This is a genomic window from Gilliamella sp. M0320, from assembly GCF_016101635.1.
GTDB lineage: Bacteria > Pseudomonadota > Gammaproteobacteria > Enterobacterales > Orbaceae > Gilliamella > Gilliamella apis.
Window position 1 is genome coordinate 107,145 of the sequence record NZ_JACFQD010000003.1, and the last position, 15,200, is coordinate 122,344.

The 15,200-nt window shown below is 37.5% G+C and carries 15 protein-coding genes and 2 pseudogenes; 2 read left to right on the forward strand and 15 right to left on the reverse strand.

Annotation, left to right across the window (positions count from 1 at the left end; genetic code table 11):
* Positions 1-22: 22 nt before the first annotated feature.
* Positions 23-1,420, forward strand: coding sequence for an amino acid permease (locus tag H3T83_RS05030; RefSeq protein ID WP_198215258.1), 1,398 nt, complete (start codon positions 23-25; stop codon positions 1,418-1,420).
* A gap of 110 nt (positions 1,421-1,530) precedes the next feature.
* Here the strand turns inward: H3T83_RS05030 and H3T83_RS05035 are convergent, their stop codons facing one another.
* The 13 genes and pseudogenes from H3T83_RS05035 to aas all read right to left on the reverse strand — a co-directional run bounded on the left by H3T83_RS05035 (position 1,531) and on the right by aas (position 12,218).
* Complete coding sequence (locus H3T83_RS05035) at positions 1,531-2,136, reverse strand: MarC family protein (protein ID WP_198192160.1); 606 nt, start codon at positions 2,134-2,136, stop codon at positions 1,531-1,533.
* 157 nt (positions 2,137-2,293) lie between these two features.
* Positions 2,294-2,644, reverse strand: coding sequence for a 50S ribosomal protein L19 (gene rplS, locus H3T83_RS05040; RefSeq protein WP_034900792.1), 351 nt, complete (start codon positions 2,642-2,644; stop codon positions 2,294-2,296).
* 31 nt (positions 2,645-2,675) lie between these two features.
* A complete protein-coding gene (trmD, locus tag H3T83_RS05045) occupies positions 2,676-3,428 on the reverse strand; it encodes a tRNA (guanosine(37)-N1)-methyltransferase TrmD (RefSeq protein WP_065613829.1) in 753 nt (250 codons plus the stop codon).
* 16 nt (positions 3,429-3,444) lie between these two features.
* Positions 3,445-3,975, reverse strand: a complete 531-nt coding sequence (rimM, locus tag H3T83_RS05050) for a ribosome maturation factor RimM (RefSeq protein ID WP_034883158.1) — start codon at positions 3,973-3,975, stop codon at positions 3,445-3,447.
* A 19-nt stretch (positions 3,976-3,994) separates the two neighbouring features.
* Positions 3,995-4,243 carry a 30S ribosomal protein S16 gene (rpsP, locus tag H3T83_RS05055; protein ID WP_034900786.1) on the reverse strand — a complete coding sequence of 83 codons (249 nt, stop codon included), beginning with the start codon at positions 4,241-4,243 and terminating at the stop codon, positions 3,995-3,997.
* Between the two features lie 274 nt (positions 4,244-4,517).
* Positions 4,518-4,886, reverse strand: coding sequence for a DUF956 family protein (locus H3T83_RS05060; RefSeq protein WP_065651529.1), 369 nt, complete (start codon positions 4,884-4,886; stop codon positions 4,518-4,520).
* 150 nt (positions 4,887-5,036) lie between these two features.
* The gene (locus tag H3T83_RS05065; protein ID WP_065651528.1) at positions 5,037-5,948 is read right to left on the reverse strand and encodes a PTS system mannose/fructose/sorbose family transporter subunit IID; all 912 of its coding nucleotides are present in this window, start codon (positions 5,946-5,948) and stop codon (positions 5,037-5,039) included.
* A gap of 16 nt (positions 5,949-5,964) precedes the next feature.
* A complete protein-coding gene (locus tag H3T83_RS05070; protein ID WP_065577640.1) occupies positions 5,965-6,765 on the reverse strand; it encodes a PTS mannose/fructose/sorbose transporter subunit IIC in 801 nt (266 codons plus the stop codon).
* A 21-nt stretch (positions 6,766-6,786) separates the two neighbouring features.
* Positions 6,787-7,326 (reverse strand): annotated as a pseudogene (locus tag H3T83_RS11520) (PTS system mannose/fructose/N-acetylgalactosamine-transporter subunit IIB); the annotation flags it as partial.
* Between the two features lie 65 nt (positions 7,327-7,391).
* Positions 7,392-7,758: pseudogene (locus tag H3T83_RS11525) on the reverse strand (PTS sugar transporter subunit IIA); the annotation flags it as partial.
* A 223-nt stretch (positions 7,759-7,981) separates the two neighbouring features.
* Entirely contained in the window at positions 7,982-8,881 is a 900-nt protein-coding gene (murQ, locus tag H3T83_RS05080) for an N-acetylmuramic acid 6-phosphate etherase (protein WP_199283280.1), read from the reverse strand.
* The gene (gene lplT, locus H3T83_RS05085) at positions 8,868-10,055 is read right to left on the reverse strand and encodes a lysophospholipid transporter LplT (protein WP_198215259.1); all 1,188 of its coding nucleotides are present in this window, start codon (positions 10,053-10,055) and stop codon (positions 8,868-8,870) included. Before lplT ends, murQ begins: the two co-directional genes overlap by 14 nt.
* 15 nt (positions 10,056-10,070) lie before the next feature.
* Entirely contained in the window at positions 10,071-12,218 is a 2,148-nt protein-coding gene (aas, locus tag H3T83_RS05090) for a bifunctional acyl-ACP--phospholipid O-acyltransferase/long-chain-fatty-acid--ACP ligase (RefSeq protein WP_065577636.1), read from the reverse strand.
* 200 nt (positions 12,219-12,418) lie between these two features.
* Between aas and H3T83_RS05095 the strand changes: the two genes are divergently transcribed.
* Positions 12,419-13,393, forward strand: coding sequence for a hypothetical protein (locus H3T83_RS05095; RefSeq protein ID WP_198215260.1), 975 nt, complete (start codon positions 12,419-12,421; stop codon positions 13,391-13,393).
* A 250-nt stretch (positions 13,394-13,643) separates the two neighbouring features.
* Here H3T83_RS05095 and gpsA read toward each other — a convergent pair whose 3' ends face one another.
* Positions 13,644-14,657: an NAD(P)H-dependent glycerol-3-phosphate dehydrogenase gene (gene gpsA / locus H3T83_RS05100; RefSeq protein ID WP_034900767.1), complete on the reverse strand. Its 1,014-nt coding sequence runs from the start codon at positions 14,655-14,657 to the stop codon at positions 13,644-13,646.
* Between the two features lie 42 nt (positions 14,658-14,699).
* Positions 14,700-15,182 (reverse strand): protein-export chaperone SecB, encoded by a 483-nt coding sequence (secB, locus tag H3T83_RS05105; RefSeq protein ID WP_086320457.1) that lies wholly within the window; start codon positions 15,180-15,182, stop codon positions 14,700-14,702.
* Positions 15,183-15,200 lie beyond the last annotated feature (18 nt).

The window sequence follows — 15,200 nt, forward strand, 5'->3', positions numbered from 1 at the left end:
TATTGATTACTAGGCGGTTTACATGGCAACATCAGAACCTCAAGAAAGTCCTTATCCCAGTACTTTAAAGAAAAACTTAAAGAATCGTCATTTATTGATGATTTCATTAGGTGGTTCAATTGGTACCGGATTATTTATTGGTATTGCAGCGCCACTTAGCACGGTTGGGCCTTTAGGGACCATTATCGCGTATCTACTTGCCGGCAGTATTATGCTGTCAACCATGCTTTGCTTAGGTGAACTTTCTTGTGCATTCCCTCATGCAGGGTCTTTCCAGCATTATGCATTAATGTTTATTCCACATCCTATCTGGAGTTATACTATTGGCTGGTTATATTGGTTAAGCTGGGTACTATCTATGGCTGCTGACTTAACAGCGGCGTCTATGATTGCTCATCAAGTTTTTTCCTCTATTCCTATCTACATTCTTAGTCTAATTATTCTAACTGTTATCACTTGTGTTCATTTAACCTCTGTTCGTGCTTTTGGTGAAAGTGAATACTGGTTTTCAACGATTAAAGTATTAGCTATTATTGCGTTTATTGCAGTTGGTATATATCTACTTTATCAACAATATAATCAAACACATGTATTACCAACCTTCAAGACAGAGCAGGGCTGGTTTCCTAATGGATTTTTATCCATCTTTGTTTGTATGACTATTGTGACTTATTCATTTCAGGGTGTGGAATTAATCGGTAGTGCTGCCGGTGAAGCGCAATCACCACAAACGGTATTACCGAAAATTATTACTGGTGTGGCGTTTCGTATCATCTTGTTTTATGTGTTAGCAATAGCCGTATTAGCACTGGTTTATCCTTATGGCACAACACATGATGAGATTAGCCCATTTGTTTGGGTATTCAATAAAGCGGGGATTACCTTTGCATCGTATGCAATGCTGTTTGTTATCTTTTGCGCGGCGATTTCGGCTGCTAATTCGGCAATTTATGCTAGTTCTAGAATGTTATGGTCGATGGCCCAGGATAATTTAGCGCCAAAATCTTTTTCAGAAGTGAATAAACGTGGCGTGCCAACCAAAGGAATATTATTTATTGCTATTATTGCTTTAGTTTCGCTATTTTCCAAGTATATCGCAGCTGAAAAATTATACCTCTATTTAGTAGCAAGTACCGGACAAGTTGGCTGTTTTGCTTGGATTATTATTGCTTGGTGTCAGTATCAATTTCGCAAAGGAGTAAATGAAGGTAAATACAGTAAAGATATGATTAAATTTAAATCCCCACTATTTCCTTGGTTAGCGATGATCTCTATTACCGTTAACATTATTATTATTGTTGGCGTATGGTTTGGTGAGTCAGGGCATTTTATTTTATTATCAGAAGTGCTTTTAATTTTTGTTATCTTAGTTTCATACTACTTTTTTAAAAAACGACATTTAACTAATAAATTAAATTAATCTTATTCTTTATTTATGTAATCACCTAAACTCTCAATTAAAGGTGATTACATACTATCAGTGATAACTTTCTCTATCTTTATTTCTATCTGAAAGAGGGCTAGCCTGACTTATTTTAGGAATGCAGCAACGCCAGTAAAAACAACTTGTGCCGCAATCGCTGATATTAATAATCCGGTGAGTTTTGACAAAATGGCAATACCGGTATTTTTTAACACTTTAGCAATGCTTTTGGCACATAGTAACATGGCGTAAATACCACTTGAGGCAATCAATAACGAAAGCGCGCCAATAAGATTTTGCATAATACCAACTGAACTCGTCCCCATAACAATAATTGTACCGATTGATGCTGGCCCCATACATAATGGTATTGCTAGTGGTACGACACTAATATCATCATCGTCACTATGAATTTTATTTTTTTCCGGTGAATCATTCATTAATGTCACCGCGGTAATAAACAGTAATGCTCCCGAGCCAATTCTAAATGCGTCAAGTGTAAAACCAAACACGCTGAACATGGCATTACCAAAAAAGAATAGCACAATACCAATAATAAATACCGCACACGATGTTTTAAGTGCCGTTTTACGGCGTTGTGCTTCATCATACTGCTTAGTGCCACTTAAAAATGCACTTAGCACAGCTGGTGGCGTCATCAATGCAAATAACTTGGTTGTGGTGGCAAGAATCTCAACAAGATAGTTGTCCATAGTGTTACCTTTTTTTATCACTAGATGTTGCTTGAAATGTGTCAACGATTGTTGGCGGGAATGAACATTTACTATACACATAAAAACGGTCACCATAAAGGTGACCATTTTAATTGGATATATTTTAATTAGTTTATTAAATATGAACCAATTGGAATTAGTTAAGGCGCTCTTTGATACGAGCAGCTTTACCACGAAGTTCGCGTAAGTAGTAAAGTTTAGCTTGACGTACTTGACCACGACGTTTCACAGTAATTGAATCAACAATTGGTGAGTGAGTTTGGAATACTCGTTCAACACCTTCGCCATTCGAAATTTTACGTACTGTAAATGCAGAATGTAAACCACGATTACGAATAGCTATAACTACACCTTCATATGCTTGAAGACGTTTTTTGTTACCTTCAACAACCCATACTTTAACTTCTACCGTATCACCCGGGCGAAAAGACGGGATGTCTTTTTTCATTTGTTCTTGTTCTAATTGCTGAATAATTGCATTTTTCATAATTTTGTCTCTTACTAGTTATACTGAAATATTATTGGCTCGGTTTATCACGATATTCCTGTTGGAATTCAGTGAGTAAACGTTGCTCTTCATCAGTCAGAGCTAGATTTTCAAGAAGATCTTCTCTTCTCAACCAAGTTCGTCCTAGTGATTGTTTTAATCGCCAACGACGAATCGCTTCATGGTGACCAGACATTAATACATCGGGCACCGCCATTCCATCTAACACCTCTGGACGAGTATAGTGTGGGCAATCAAGTAAACCGTTAGCAAAAGAGTCTTCTTCTGCTGATGATTCATGATTTAACACGCCAGGGATAAACCTTGCTAATGCATCAATCATTGTCATCGCCGGTAATTCACCGCCACTTAACACGTAATCCCCAATTGACCATTCTTCATCAATTTCGGTTTGGATAACGCGTTCATCTATACCTTCGTATCGTCCACAAATCAAAATCAATTTTTGATATTGTGACAACTCGCAAACTCCCTGTTGGTTTAATTTGCGCCCTTGTGGGGAAAGATAGATTACTTTAGTATCTTCACCTGCTACAGCTTTGGCTGCATGAATCGCATCTCTAAGTGGTTGTACCATCATTAACATGCCGGGACCACCACCATAAGGTCTATCGTCGACAGTCTTATGCTTATCATGCGCAAAATCGCGCGGGTTCCAATAATCTACTGTTAACAGCCCATTTTTAACGGCTCGACCAGTTACGCCATAACAGGTAATAGCTTGGAACATTTCGGGAAAAAGGCTAATTACGCCAATCCACATATTCTTACCTTACCAATTAAAATGCAGGATCCCAATCGACCACAATCATTTTTGTTGTTAAATCAACTTGTTTAATAAATTGTTCTTCAACAAAAGGGATTAAACGTTCTGTTGCTCCAAATGCATCTTTTAGATTTGCTTTAACAACCAATACATCATTAGAACCGGTTTCCATTAAATCAGTTACCTGACCTAAGTCATAACCATTAACTGTTTTTACTCGACAGCCAATCAAATCTTTCCAATAAAAATCACCTTGATTTAGTTCAGGCAATTCTTCTGCATCAACAAATACTTCAGCATTGGTTAACGCATTAGCTTGGTCGCGATCATCAACGCCTTTGAGTTTGACAATCATGTCCTGATTATGCGGTTTAAAGCTCTCTACAATTACTTCTTGCCATTTTCCAGCACGCTGGATATACCAAGGTTTGTAATCAAAAATACTATCTGGAAATTCTGTAAACGAAAAAATTCTGAGCCATCCACGAATGCCGTAGCTTGAACCAAGTTTACCAACAACAATTAGATTCTCAGTATTCATCATCACAGTTACTATTACTTAATTAAGCAGCTTTTTGTGCTTGTTTGATCAATGCATTAACACGATCAGAAACGGTTGCACCTAAACCAACCCAATGATTTACGCGATCAAGATCTAAACGTAATTCTTCTGCTTTACCTTGTGCAATTGGATTAAAAAAGCCAACGCGCTCAATAAAACGACCATCACGTGGGTTACGGCTATCAGTGACAACTACTTGATAAAAAGGGCGCTTTTTAGAGCCACCACGAGCTAAACGAATAGTTACCATAACATCCTCTTAAATTAAAAAATAATCTTTCTTTTGCCCAACATGGACAAAATCAAAGCCCCAGAATTATACTCTTTCTAGCAAAAAGTGCAATGATTGATTGAGTGTGAAAAAGCGTGGTGGATTTGGTTATTGGCAAGTTTTGTGATGAATGAATATAAATTAATCTTTTAACCAATTTATATTATAGATAATAAGCTTAAGCTATGTTGGTTAATTAGCTGAATTATAATATTGCGATAGTTAGCCTTTTAAATAGCTGTTTGCCCAATAATTAAGACTTTTTACGCTTAAATGCGCGAATTAAAATATCAAAAAAACCTAATGATTTAACCATTCTTTGACCATCAACATATACTCGGATAGCTCTTAATACTTGTTTGGGATCTTTAGATGCAAAGGCAAATGTACCATCTTTTTTGGTTTGTATAGAGTAACGTGATATCCATCTTCCTTTAAAAAATACCGATGCGATAACATAATCGACTTCTTCCCAAGGTATTTGAATATATTTGCGGGGATCTCGCTGATGATAAAATTCGAACGCTTTATCGCCAATCATAATATGACCGTATTCTGAAAGTCCTGAAAAAGCAGTCGCTTTTACGGTTAAATCTATTTTGCTATTTAATGACTGAACCATTTAGTTGTTTGTATCCCTGATGTAAATTTGAGTTACTCATTACACCCTTTTTCGATTATTTTGAAAAAAGGGTGATTAATGTTTGAGGAAAGCGACAATTTTTGCTTTAAAAAGTGCTCTCCTCAATTTTTTTAGTCAAAACGATTATTTCTATAAAAGACCAACAACGTGACCAATAATACCGACTAAAAATAGTCCAAGAATAATTAAAATTGGCGATACTTTTTTACGAAGTAACCACATACATAAGAAAGTTAATAATAATGGCACCAGTCCAGGTATTAACTGATCTAAGTTATTTTGTAAGGTGGTGACTTTTTCTTGGTTAAGTGCTAATCCACTTTGCATTTGAATCAATGCTTGGTGAATACCTTCGGCACCAGCTGGAAGGGAATTCCAATCGATAAATGCACCATTATCTAATTTAACTGTCGATACAATTGGTTGGAATTTTATTGAAACCCATCTTTGCACTAATGCTGCTAGTACAAACATCCCCAAGATAGATGCACCTTTGGTGATTTTTTGTAGCAAACCACCACCTAAATTGTCGGTAATTTTTGAACCAGTACGGTACCCGAATTCTTGGGTAAACCACATAAAGCTCCAACGAATAATATTCCAAAATAAGAAGAATAAAATTGGTCCTAAAATGTTACCGCTTAGGGCGAGTGATGCACCAAGTGCGCCGAGCATCGGACGAACAGTAAACCAGAACACCGGATCACCTACACCGGCTAAAGGTCCCATCATGCCCACTTTTACCCCTTGAATTGCAACATCATCAACCGGTGCACCATTAGCTCGTTCTTCTTCTAAAGCTAGAGTTACACCTAGTACTGGTGATGCTAAATAAGGGTGAGTATTAAAAAATTCTAAATGGCGTTTCAAAGCTGCTGAACGGTCTTCTTTTGTAGTATATAATTTTTTGATAGCCGGAATCATTGAATAGGCCCAACCACCATTTTGCATACGTTCATAATTCCAAGAACCTTGGAGGAAAGTTGAACGCCAAGCTACCGCTAAACGGTCTTTTTTGCTTAATTGAATTCGATCTGTCATGTTCTTCTCCAAGTTGCTAGTAATCATTCAAAATATCATCAAGTGGATCGCCTTTACTTCCACCGTTTGATGAATTGCCACGTTCAGAAAGGTTTATATAAATCAGTGCTAAAGCGATACCTAAGGCACCGAGTGCAATCAAAGTTAATTGTGATATTGCCGCAACCACAAAACCGATAATGAAAAATGGCCAAACTTCGCGGTTTGCCATCATATTGATTACCATGGCATAACCAACGGCAACCACCATTCCACCACCAATAGCCATTCCCGTTGTTAACCATTCAGGCATTGCGTTTAACGCTTCTTTGACGGCTTCAGCAGGAATAAATAATAGTGCAGCAGCTGGAATAGCAATACGTAGACCTTGTAAACAAACACCTAACATTTGTAGCCATTCTATTTTGCGAATATTACCTTCTTCAGCCGCAGCATCCATTAAGTGTACTAAAGGTACTGCAATTGTTCGCACAATCATAGTTAAAAACAGGCCAGCAACAGCAAGTGGAATTGCGACGGCAATCGCAGTTGATACACCTGCAACACCTTGACCACCAAGCACTAAGATAATCGATGAAGCTACAGCAGCAAGAGCTGCATCAGGTGCTACTGCTGCACCAATATTCGCCCAACCTAATGCAATCATCTGTAATGATCCACCAAGTACGACGCCTGCTTCTAGATTACCTGTTACCAGACCAATTAATGAACAAGCAACCAATGGTTGGTGGAATTGGAATTGATCCAAAATACCTTCCATCCCGGCTAAAAAAGCAATAACTATCACTAGAATGATAGCAACAATTGATAAAGTCATAATAATAACCCCTTAATTAAACTAATTTTGTTCAGCTAATTCTTGTTTCGCTTTTTTTAATAATTCATCCATATTATCGTTTGAATCATTAGGTACTTTGCGAACATCAAATTTCACATTTTTCGCTTTCAATTTTTCGAATGCGTCAACATCTTGAGCGCTCATTGATAACACTTTGTTGACCATTACTTTGCCAACTGAATGTGCCATTGAACCCACATTTAATGTTTCAATATCGACACCACCGTCTAAAGCTCGCAGTACATCTTCAGGGTTTTCGAACAGTAATAAGGCTTTGGTATTGCCAAAACGCGGATCATGGGCAACTTGAATAATCTTTTTAATTGGTACGACATTAGCTTTAACACCAGGAGGAGCCGCCTCTTCAATCAGTTTTTTCCGTAATTCATCTTTGGCTACTGAATCAGAAACCACGATAATCCGGTTAGGATTAGTTGCTTTAGTCCAAGACGTCGCCACCTGACCATGTAATAAGCGCGAATCAACACGAGCTAATACTATTTTCAACTTACCATCACCTAACACAGTACCTTCTGGGATAGTATTTGATTGTTGGTTATTTACTTGTGGTTTAGCCGCAATTTCAACAGTTGTTCGAATTCCTTCTTGAGCTGACTCTATAATTGCTGCAGCCACTTGTTTGGCACTATCCATGGATAAACGTGATGAATAGGCTTCGATCAGCATGGGAAGGTTCAAGCCAGCAACGATAGCCCAATTTGGGTGTTCGCCACAGAGTGTATTGGCTTGATTAAATGGCGTTCCACCCCATAAATCAACTAAAAACAGTACTTCGTTTTGGTTATCGAAAGTAGCTATTGCTGCTAGCATCCGTTCTTTTAAACTATCTGGACTATCACTTGGGTGCAAGGTAACGGCTTTAACGTTTTCTTGCTCGCCAAATATCATCGTCCCTGATTGTAAAATACCTTCAGCAAACTCACCATGAGTTGCTAGGATAATTCCAACCATAACGTACCTCCTAGGTTTCTATATTATTGCTAATATAAAGTTAATAAAATAAAGCAAAGTAATTTTATTTTAGTTAACAAAATAAGCTATTACCTTGATCTGTATCAAAGATTAATAACAATAATTGTCAACTGATTAAATAATCTTCATTTAACTAACATATAAAAATTATGTCATGCTTTCTAAGACTAATGTTCAATAAGAGAATAAATTAGGTATTATTTTATACTAATGCTTTACGAATGAAGCCATTATTTTGTTCTAGTTTTGTTTTTGCTTGCTGAGCGGTTAGTCCGGCAAGAATCATTAAAATAGCTGTTTTACAATGTTGATTACATTGATTTAACGTTGTTATAGCTGTATCTCGGTTGCAATCGGTGGCTTGCATAACAATTGATATTTGCCTTTCAACAAGCTTAGCATTAGTGGCTTCAACATCAACCATTAAATTACCATAAACTTTGCCGATTTTAATCATACTGGCTGTTGTTAACATATTGAGAATCATCTTTTGTGCAGTGCCGGCTTTCATTCTTGATGAACCGGTAATGACTTCGGCTCCGACAATAGGGGTAATAGCAATATTAGCCAAATTAATCATTGGTGCATTAGGGTTGCAACATAAACTTACCACTGTAGCGCCAAGTGATTTTGCATATTGCATGCCGCCAATAACATAAGGTGTGCGCCCACTAGCAGCGATACCAACTAAAATATCTTTAGCACTAAAATTAATGTGTTTTAGATCATTAATTGCCAATTCGGGTGAATCTTCTGCATTTTCGACAGCTTTAAATATGGCAGGATGCCCACCAGCGATTAATCCAACCACTTGTTCAGGAGCTGTTCCATAAGTAGGCGGACACTCGCTGGCATCTAAAATTCCCAATCGACCTGAGGTGCCGGCACCAAGGTAGATTAAACGGCCATGATTTAGGAATGCATCGCTAATTGCATCCACGGCATTAGCGATGTAGGTAAGTTGTTTTTCGACTGCAAGTGCTACTTGTTTATCTTCATTATTGATAATTTGCAGAATTTCAAGTGTCGATGCACAGTCAATATTTTCGCTCGCACTGTTGCGATTCTCAGTAATCATTACTGATAAATTAATGTTTGGCATGTGATTTTAACCCTAACCATACAAAAGCAATAAGAATAGCAAATAGCATACCAAAACCGACACCAATTGTAATGACTGATAATCCACCAGCGACAGCTAAGGTATAAGCACTTAACATAATCATCATTGCGCTATACTCGCTTAAGTTCTGTATTGAAATAACACTTCCGGCACCGACAAGCTCTTTACCAATTTTTTGAATTAGTGCATTTAATGGCACTAAAAAATAACCGCCTAATGCACCAATAATCACTAATAATATATAAGAACTAATCATATTGCTTTGCAGCGTAAATGCGATGACCGCCAATCCCATTAATATTCCAGCTGGAATACAGCGAAGGGTATTGGATATTGAAACCGTCGCACTAGCAAGCCCTGCGCCAACAACAATACCTATTGCCACAACCGCATTTAGATTTGTTGGCGTTGAATTGTCGGTAATACCTAAAACAAAGGGTACCCAGCTGATTAATAAAAAACGCAGGGTAATACCGGCGCCCCAAAATAGGCTGGTACCAAACAAAGTATAGAGTGCTTGTTTAGTGTTAAAGATGATTTTAAAGGTTTTAGCAAAATCTTTTATCATACTCAAAAACTTCCACTCAATATCTTGTCGAGCAGCAGGTAATTTGGGGATAAAAATATTTGCTATCATCGCCAGCCCATACATAACAACACAAGTAAGCAATGCTAATGTAATATCTAAATCAGCAATATGGCCACCGGCAAGTGAACCAAGTAAAATAGCTGCAATGGTTGACGCTTCTATTAAGCCATTCGCTTTAACTAAATTATCGCCGGAAGTAAGTTCTCCTAAAATACCATATTTTGCTGGCGAGTAACCGGCAGCGCCAACACCGACCAAAAAATAACCTAAAAATGGATTGATATTTAAGCAGATAAGCGCTGCACCTAATAATTTAACCCCATTTGCAATCATCATCGCTTTGCCTTTCGACATACTGTCAGCAAATTGACCAACAAAAGGTGAAAGAAGGATAAAAGGAATTACAAAACCGATTTGCAATGCTGATTGGCTCCATTCTGGATAATGGAGCTGCTTAATAAAAGCAAGGATAGCAAAAAAAATTGCATTGTCAGCAAAGGCTGAAAAAAACTGCGCTAGCATGGTCGCAGCCATGCCAACTGATAACAATGGTTGTTTAGACATATCGAATCCTTGCTGTTATTGATTCTCATCGGCCATTTTACGTAAGGTAATAAAATCGATTTTACCTGTACCCAATAATGGTAACTCTTTAACAACACGAATATCTCGAGGGATCGCTAATGCAGGGATACCTAAATCCTGCGCTGCTTGATTCAGCTGTTCCCTAGTTAATTTAGTCGAGGTTGTAAATAGCACAATCGCTTCTCCTTTGGCTGCATCGGCTTTTACGGTTGCGCCATGCATGGCATCAACATCGACCTTTTTAGCTAAAGCTTCAACACTTTCAAGTGAGACCATTTCGCCAGCAATTTTTGCAAAACGTTTTAATCGTCCTTTGATAGTTAAAAATTCATCTTTATCAATTGCAACGATATCTCCGGTATCATACCAACCCTTGTCCACATTACCATTTTCATCAATAGCAACAGGCTCTTCAAGTACCCCTGGTTTTTCAACCCGTAAGTACCCCTTCATTACGTTAGGGCCTTTAAGTTGTAGCTCTCCGCCATTGCTAATACCTGGAACGGGTATTAATCTTGACTCCATGCCCGGTAATAAACGACCAACGGTACCAGCTTTAAATGCCATCGGTACATTAAGAGCAACAACGGGTGCACATTCGGTTACACCATAACCTTCTAAGATTCGAATACCGTATTTATCTTTCCACTGTTCACGCACCGCATCAGAAAGTTTTTCAGCACCAGCAACTACGTAGCGTAAACGCATAAAATCGTATGGATGTGCATAACGGGCGTAGTTGGCTAAAAATGTTGGTGTTCCAAATAACACCGTACAGTTTTGGTCATAAATGATTTCCGGTACCATACGATAATGTAATGGGTTTGGATATAGAAACGTACGACTGCCAGAGAACAACGGTAAAAATAAGCCTGCAGTGATGCCAAAAGCGTGGAAAAGAGGTAACGCTGACATAAAACGGTCTGCAGGCGTTGGATCGATAACAGTACGAATTTGTTCGACATTAGCCAATAAACTGCCATGGCTATGGACAACTCCTTTCGGATTGCCTTCTGAGCCGGAAGTAAATAACACTAATGCCTCGTCTTGACTTGATTGTCGTCGTTTAACTAATCGAGGAATGTATTGATGTACAGCAACGTATAGTTTATCAAAAAAGTTCAAACTGCTACGCAAATCTTCAAGGAAATACCAATTTACATCGTTAATTTCTTCTAATAGGTGATCAAGCTTCCCTTTTTTAATAAATTTACGTGAAGTAATAATGGTTTTTATTTCAGCTGCAGTAATTGCACAGGTTAATCCTTTAGTACCAGCCGTGTAGTTGAGCATTGCTGGAATACGATTTTTAACTGATAAACCAAAAATAGTGGCAACAGTAATTGTTGCATTAGGTAGTAATAGGCCAACTCGTTCTTTCGGTTTGGTAATTTTAGAAATAATACAACTTACACCGATGATCTGCTTAAGTAAGTTTCGATAGGAGGCTTCATGAGTGGTAGGGTCTTGAACCATTCGTGATTTTACGCCATAACGCACTTGAGCTTCGAGCAAAGCTTCAAAAAGGGTTAATTTAGGGCGACTTGCCATTCTGGCATTCATCATAATTTGATGTAATTTTTCACCAGCAATATATCTTCGATCACTTGCTTTTGCTGCGTCAGGCATGGGGATTGATTTTGGTTCCAATACATGAATTGTAATTTTTGGAAATAGACGACGTTTAAATAGGCCTTTTAAGCGACTGGTTAAGGTAAATTCGGCACCTTCTATCCAAACAGGTACAATGGTCGCCTGAGAACGTGCCGCAACAAATGCCGCACCGTCATAAATCTTCATTAATGATCCGGTTATGGTAATTCGACCTTCCGGAAAAATAACAATTGGTCGGCCTTTTTCAATTTCACGGACCAATTTTTTTATTGCCATAGGACTTAATGGATCCATTGGCACAAAATCGACATAGCGTTTGGCTAAACGAACTAGCCAGTGATTAATATATCCTGCGTAGATAGCAAATACTGGTTTTACTGGTAAAAATACGCCGATTAAAACGCCATCTAGAAAGGAAACATGATTAGGGGTGATAAGAAGTCTGTCTTGTTTTAGGTTATCAAGATTACCTTGAATCTTGACATGGAATAAAATCTTTAAAAAAAATTTTAATATTTTAAATAACATCTGATTTCTCAATTTCCGTGCAAAATTGCACTCTGTCATAATAGTGAAAATAATTGCAATATACAAGAAGCTAAATTTTAATTGGGTTTAATTGAAATTAAACAATTTGTTATGTGAGTTATTCTAGTTTGAAATATTAATTAATAGACAATAAATAGTAAAAAAGTAAAATAAAAGTTAAATAACTGTAAGGAATGAAAATGTTAGTTTTAACAGCTCAAGATATCCAACAATTTTATACCATGAAAGATGCTATAGAAGCAGATAAGCAAGCATTAAAAATTTATACTCAAGGTAATAGTGAAGTGCCTTTACGTATTAATTTTGATATGCAAAAAGGACAATGCCTAGTTATGCCTGCCCATATTAAAGAAAACGATGTTGTTGGTTTAAAGATTGTCTCGGTTTTTCCTGATAATCCTAAATTGGGCAAACCATCAGTTCCGGCACAAGTGTTTATGATCGATCCTCAAACGGGCGAAGTTTGTGCGATATTAGATGGAACCTTTGTTACGCAATTGCGAACCGGTGCGGTACAAGGCGCTGCCACGGATTTATTAGCTAAAAAAGATGCTAAACGAGCAGTATTAATTGGTACTGGTGGGCAAGCTGCTGCACAATTAGAAGCTATGTTAACGGTACGGCAGTTAACCGATGTAGCTATTTATGGACTTGATGCCAAAAAAGGCAAGCAGTTTACTGAAGAGATGAAACAACGATTTGGCCATTTTTCGGCTAACCTCTATTTTTCACAAGATTTGGATGAAGATATTCGCCATGCTGATATTATTACTTCAGTGACTACATCAAAAGAAGTGACTTTCAATGGTGAGCTAGTTAAACCCGGAACTCATATCAATGGTGTAGGTGCTTACACACCAGAGATGCACGAAATCCCAAGTAATATAGTGGAAAAAGCAGATATTCGTGTACTTGATACTAAAGATGGTGTATTTGCTGAAGCTGGTGATATTATCGACCCAATTAATCAAAATTTAGTCACAAAACAAGATTTTTATGAATTGGGAGATTTAGTTATCGACCCGCAAAAATGTCGTCAAAACGATCAGCAAATCACGTTATTTAAAACTGTGGGAACGGCAGTTTTAGATGTCTATGTCGGTTATGATATTTATCAGAAAGCTAAACAAAAGGGTATTGGAACGACTATCTAATAATTCTTTTTAACCCCAAATCACCCCTTAACCAAAAATTTGAGGAAAGGGGTTTTTTAATGTCTAATATTGGCATTAATAGTGCTTATTATGAGTATTAACAATAAGTTAGTTCTATAAAATAAAAAATTATAGGAAAGTGTTTTTAGCGCTTAAAATTGTCGTTAATGGTATTACTTATTAACATCAACAATAGATTAGCCATAAACAATAAAATAATGCGAGGTAAGGGCGGTTCTAAGATCGAAACTTAGCTTTTCAGCTCTTCTTTTTGTGAGCGACCCAGTAATGACATGGCTGCCTGTTTTGGATCTTTATGTTCGTAAAGTACTTTATAGATTTGTTCAGTAATAGGCATATCGACATGATATTTTTGTGCTAATGACCAGACTTCTTTGGTATTTCTACAGCCTTCAACCACTTGAGCAATGATCTCTTGTGCTTCTTGAATTGATTTGTTTTGACCAAGTAAAATACCAAAACGACGATTACGAGATTGATTATCGGTACATGTCAGCACCAAATCCCCTAATCCTGCCATCCCCATAAAAGTGGCGGGATCGGCACCAAGTGCTTCGCCTAATCGCATCATTTCAGCCAATCCTCGAGTGATTAATGCTGTTCTGGCATTAGCACCAAAACCAAGCCCATCCGACAATCCAGCACCAATGGCGATCACATTTTTGACTGCTCCGCCAAGTTGAACACCGATAAAATCTTTACTGCTATAGACTCGAAACGATTTACTACAGTGGAATAAATTTTGTAGTTCTGTTAAAAATTGTTCATCAGTTGACGCAACAGTAACTGCAGTGGGTAAACCAGATGCCACTTCTTTAGCAAATGTAGGACCAGAAATAACCGCTAATGGAATTTTGTCACCTAAAACTTCGCGTGCAACATCTTGTAATAATCGTCCAGTATCAACTTCAAGGCCTTTCGTTGCCCAAACAATTTTACTATCCTTTCTTAACAATGGTTTTATTTGTTTAAGAATACTACCAAACGCATGGCTAGGTACAACAATAAGTAAAATTGGTGCAGCAGCAACAGCAGTGGCTAAATCAGCTTCAATTTGCAGTTGCTCAGGGAAAGGGATATCAGGCAAAAATTGCCTATTTTGTCTATCATGCTGCAAAATAGCCATCTTATCTGGGTTATGTCCCCACAATAAGGTTTCATGGCCATTACGTGCTAGTAATATCGCTAGCGAGGTTCCATAAGAACCGGCGCCAATTACAGTCACTGCAGCATCTTTACTCATATATAATCCAATAGACTCGATTAATCAACCAAACAATTACAATTATTGTAAGGTTTCAGTTGCACTATTTTGCGCTTGTTGTTCTTGTTGTTGTAAATAGTTAATGAACAATGCTTCAAAATTTACTGGCTCTAAATTAAGCTGTGGGAATGTTCCTTTATTCACTAGGCTTGAAATAACTTCACGCGCATAAGGGAATAAAATATTTGGACAATAAGCACCAACACAATGTTGAATTTGTGCATCATCAAAACCAATAAGCGAGAAAATTCCTGATTGAGTAACTTCACAAATATACACAACTTCTTCTTGCTGTTTTACCGTTACGGTAACACGTAAAGAAACTTCATGCACTTCATCACTTAATGCTTGTGATGCTGAATTTAGCTCTAAATTCATTTCTGGTTGCCACTGCTTAGTAAAAATTTCAGGGACATTATTGGTTTCAAAAGAAACATCTTTAGTGTAAATACGTTGAATTGCAAATTGTGTTTCTGGTTGTTGTGTATTGTTTTGTTCTGTCATGATAAAACCTTATTTTAA

Coding starts and splice junctions, on each gene's coding strand:
- H3T83_RS05030 (WP_198215258.1), top strand. CDS start 23: ATGGCAACATCAGAACCTCAAGAAAGTCCTTATCCCAGTACTTTAAAG.
- H3T83_RS05035 (WP_198192160.1), bottom strand. CDS start 2,136: ATGGACAACTATCTTGTTGAGATTCTTGCCACCACAACCAAGTTATTT.
- rplS (WP_034900792.1), bottom strand. CDS start 2,644: ATGAAAAATGCAATTATTCAGCAATTAGAACAAGAACAAATGAAAAAA.
- trmD (WP_065613829.1), bottom strand. CDS start 3,428: ATGTGGATTGGCGTAATTAGCCTTTTTCCCGAAATGTTCCAAGCTATT.
- rimM (WP_034883158.1), bottom strand. CDS start 3,975: ATGATGAATACTGAGAATCTAATTGTTGTTGGTAAACTTGGTTCAAGC.
- rpsP (WP_034900786.1), bottom strand. CDS start 4,243: ATGGTAACTATTCGTTTAGCTCGTGGTGGCTCTAAAAAGCGCCCTTTT.
- H3T83_RS05060 (WP_065651529.1), bottom strand. CDS start 4,886: ATGGTTCAGTCATTAAATAGCAAAATAGATTTAACCGTAAAAGCGACT.
- H3T83_RS05065 (WP_065651528.1), bottom strand. CDS start 5,948: ATGACAGATCGAATTCAATTAAGCAAAAAAGACCGTTTAGCGGTAGCT.
- H3T83_RS05070 (WP_065577640.1), bottom strand. CDS start 6,765: ATGACTTTATCAATTGTTGCTATCATTCTAGTGATAGTTATTGCTTTT.
- murQ (WP_199283280.1), bottom strand. CDS start 8,881: ATGCCAAACATTAATTTATCAGTAATGATTACTGAGAATCGCAACAGT.
- lplT (WP_198215259.1), bottom strand. CDS start 10,055: ATGTCTAAACAACCATTGTTATCAGTTGGCATGGCTGCGACCATGCTA.
- aas (WP_065577636.1), bottom strand. CDS start 12,218: ATGTTATTTAAAATATTAAAATTTTTTTTAAAGATTTTATTCCATGTC.
- H3T83_RS05095 (WP_198215260.1), top strand. CDS start 12,419: ATGTTAGTTTTAACAGCTCAAGATATCCAACAATTTTATACCATGAAA.
- gpsA (WP_034900767.1), bottom strand. CDS start 14,657: ATGAGTAAAGATGCTGCAGTGACTGTAATTGGCGCCGGTTCTTATGGA.
- secB (WP_086320457.1), bottom strand. CDS start 15,182: ATGACAGAACAAAACAATACACAACAACCAGAAACACAATTTGCAATT.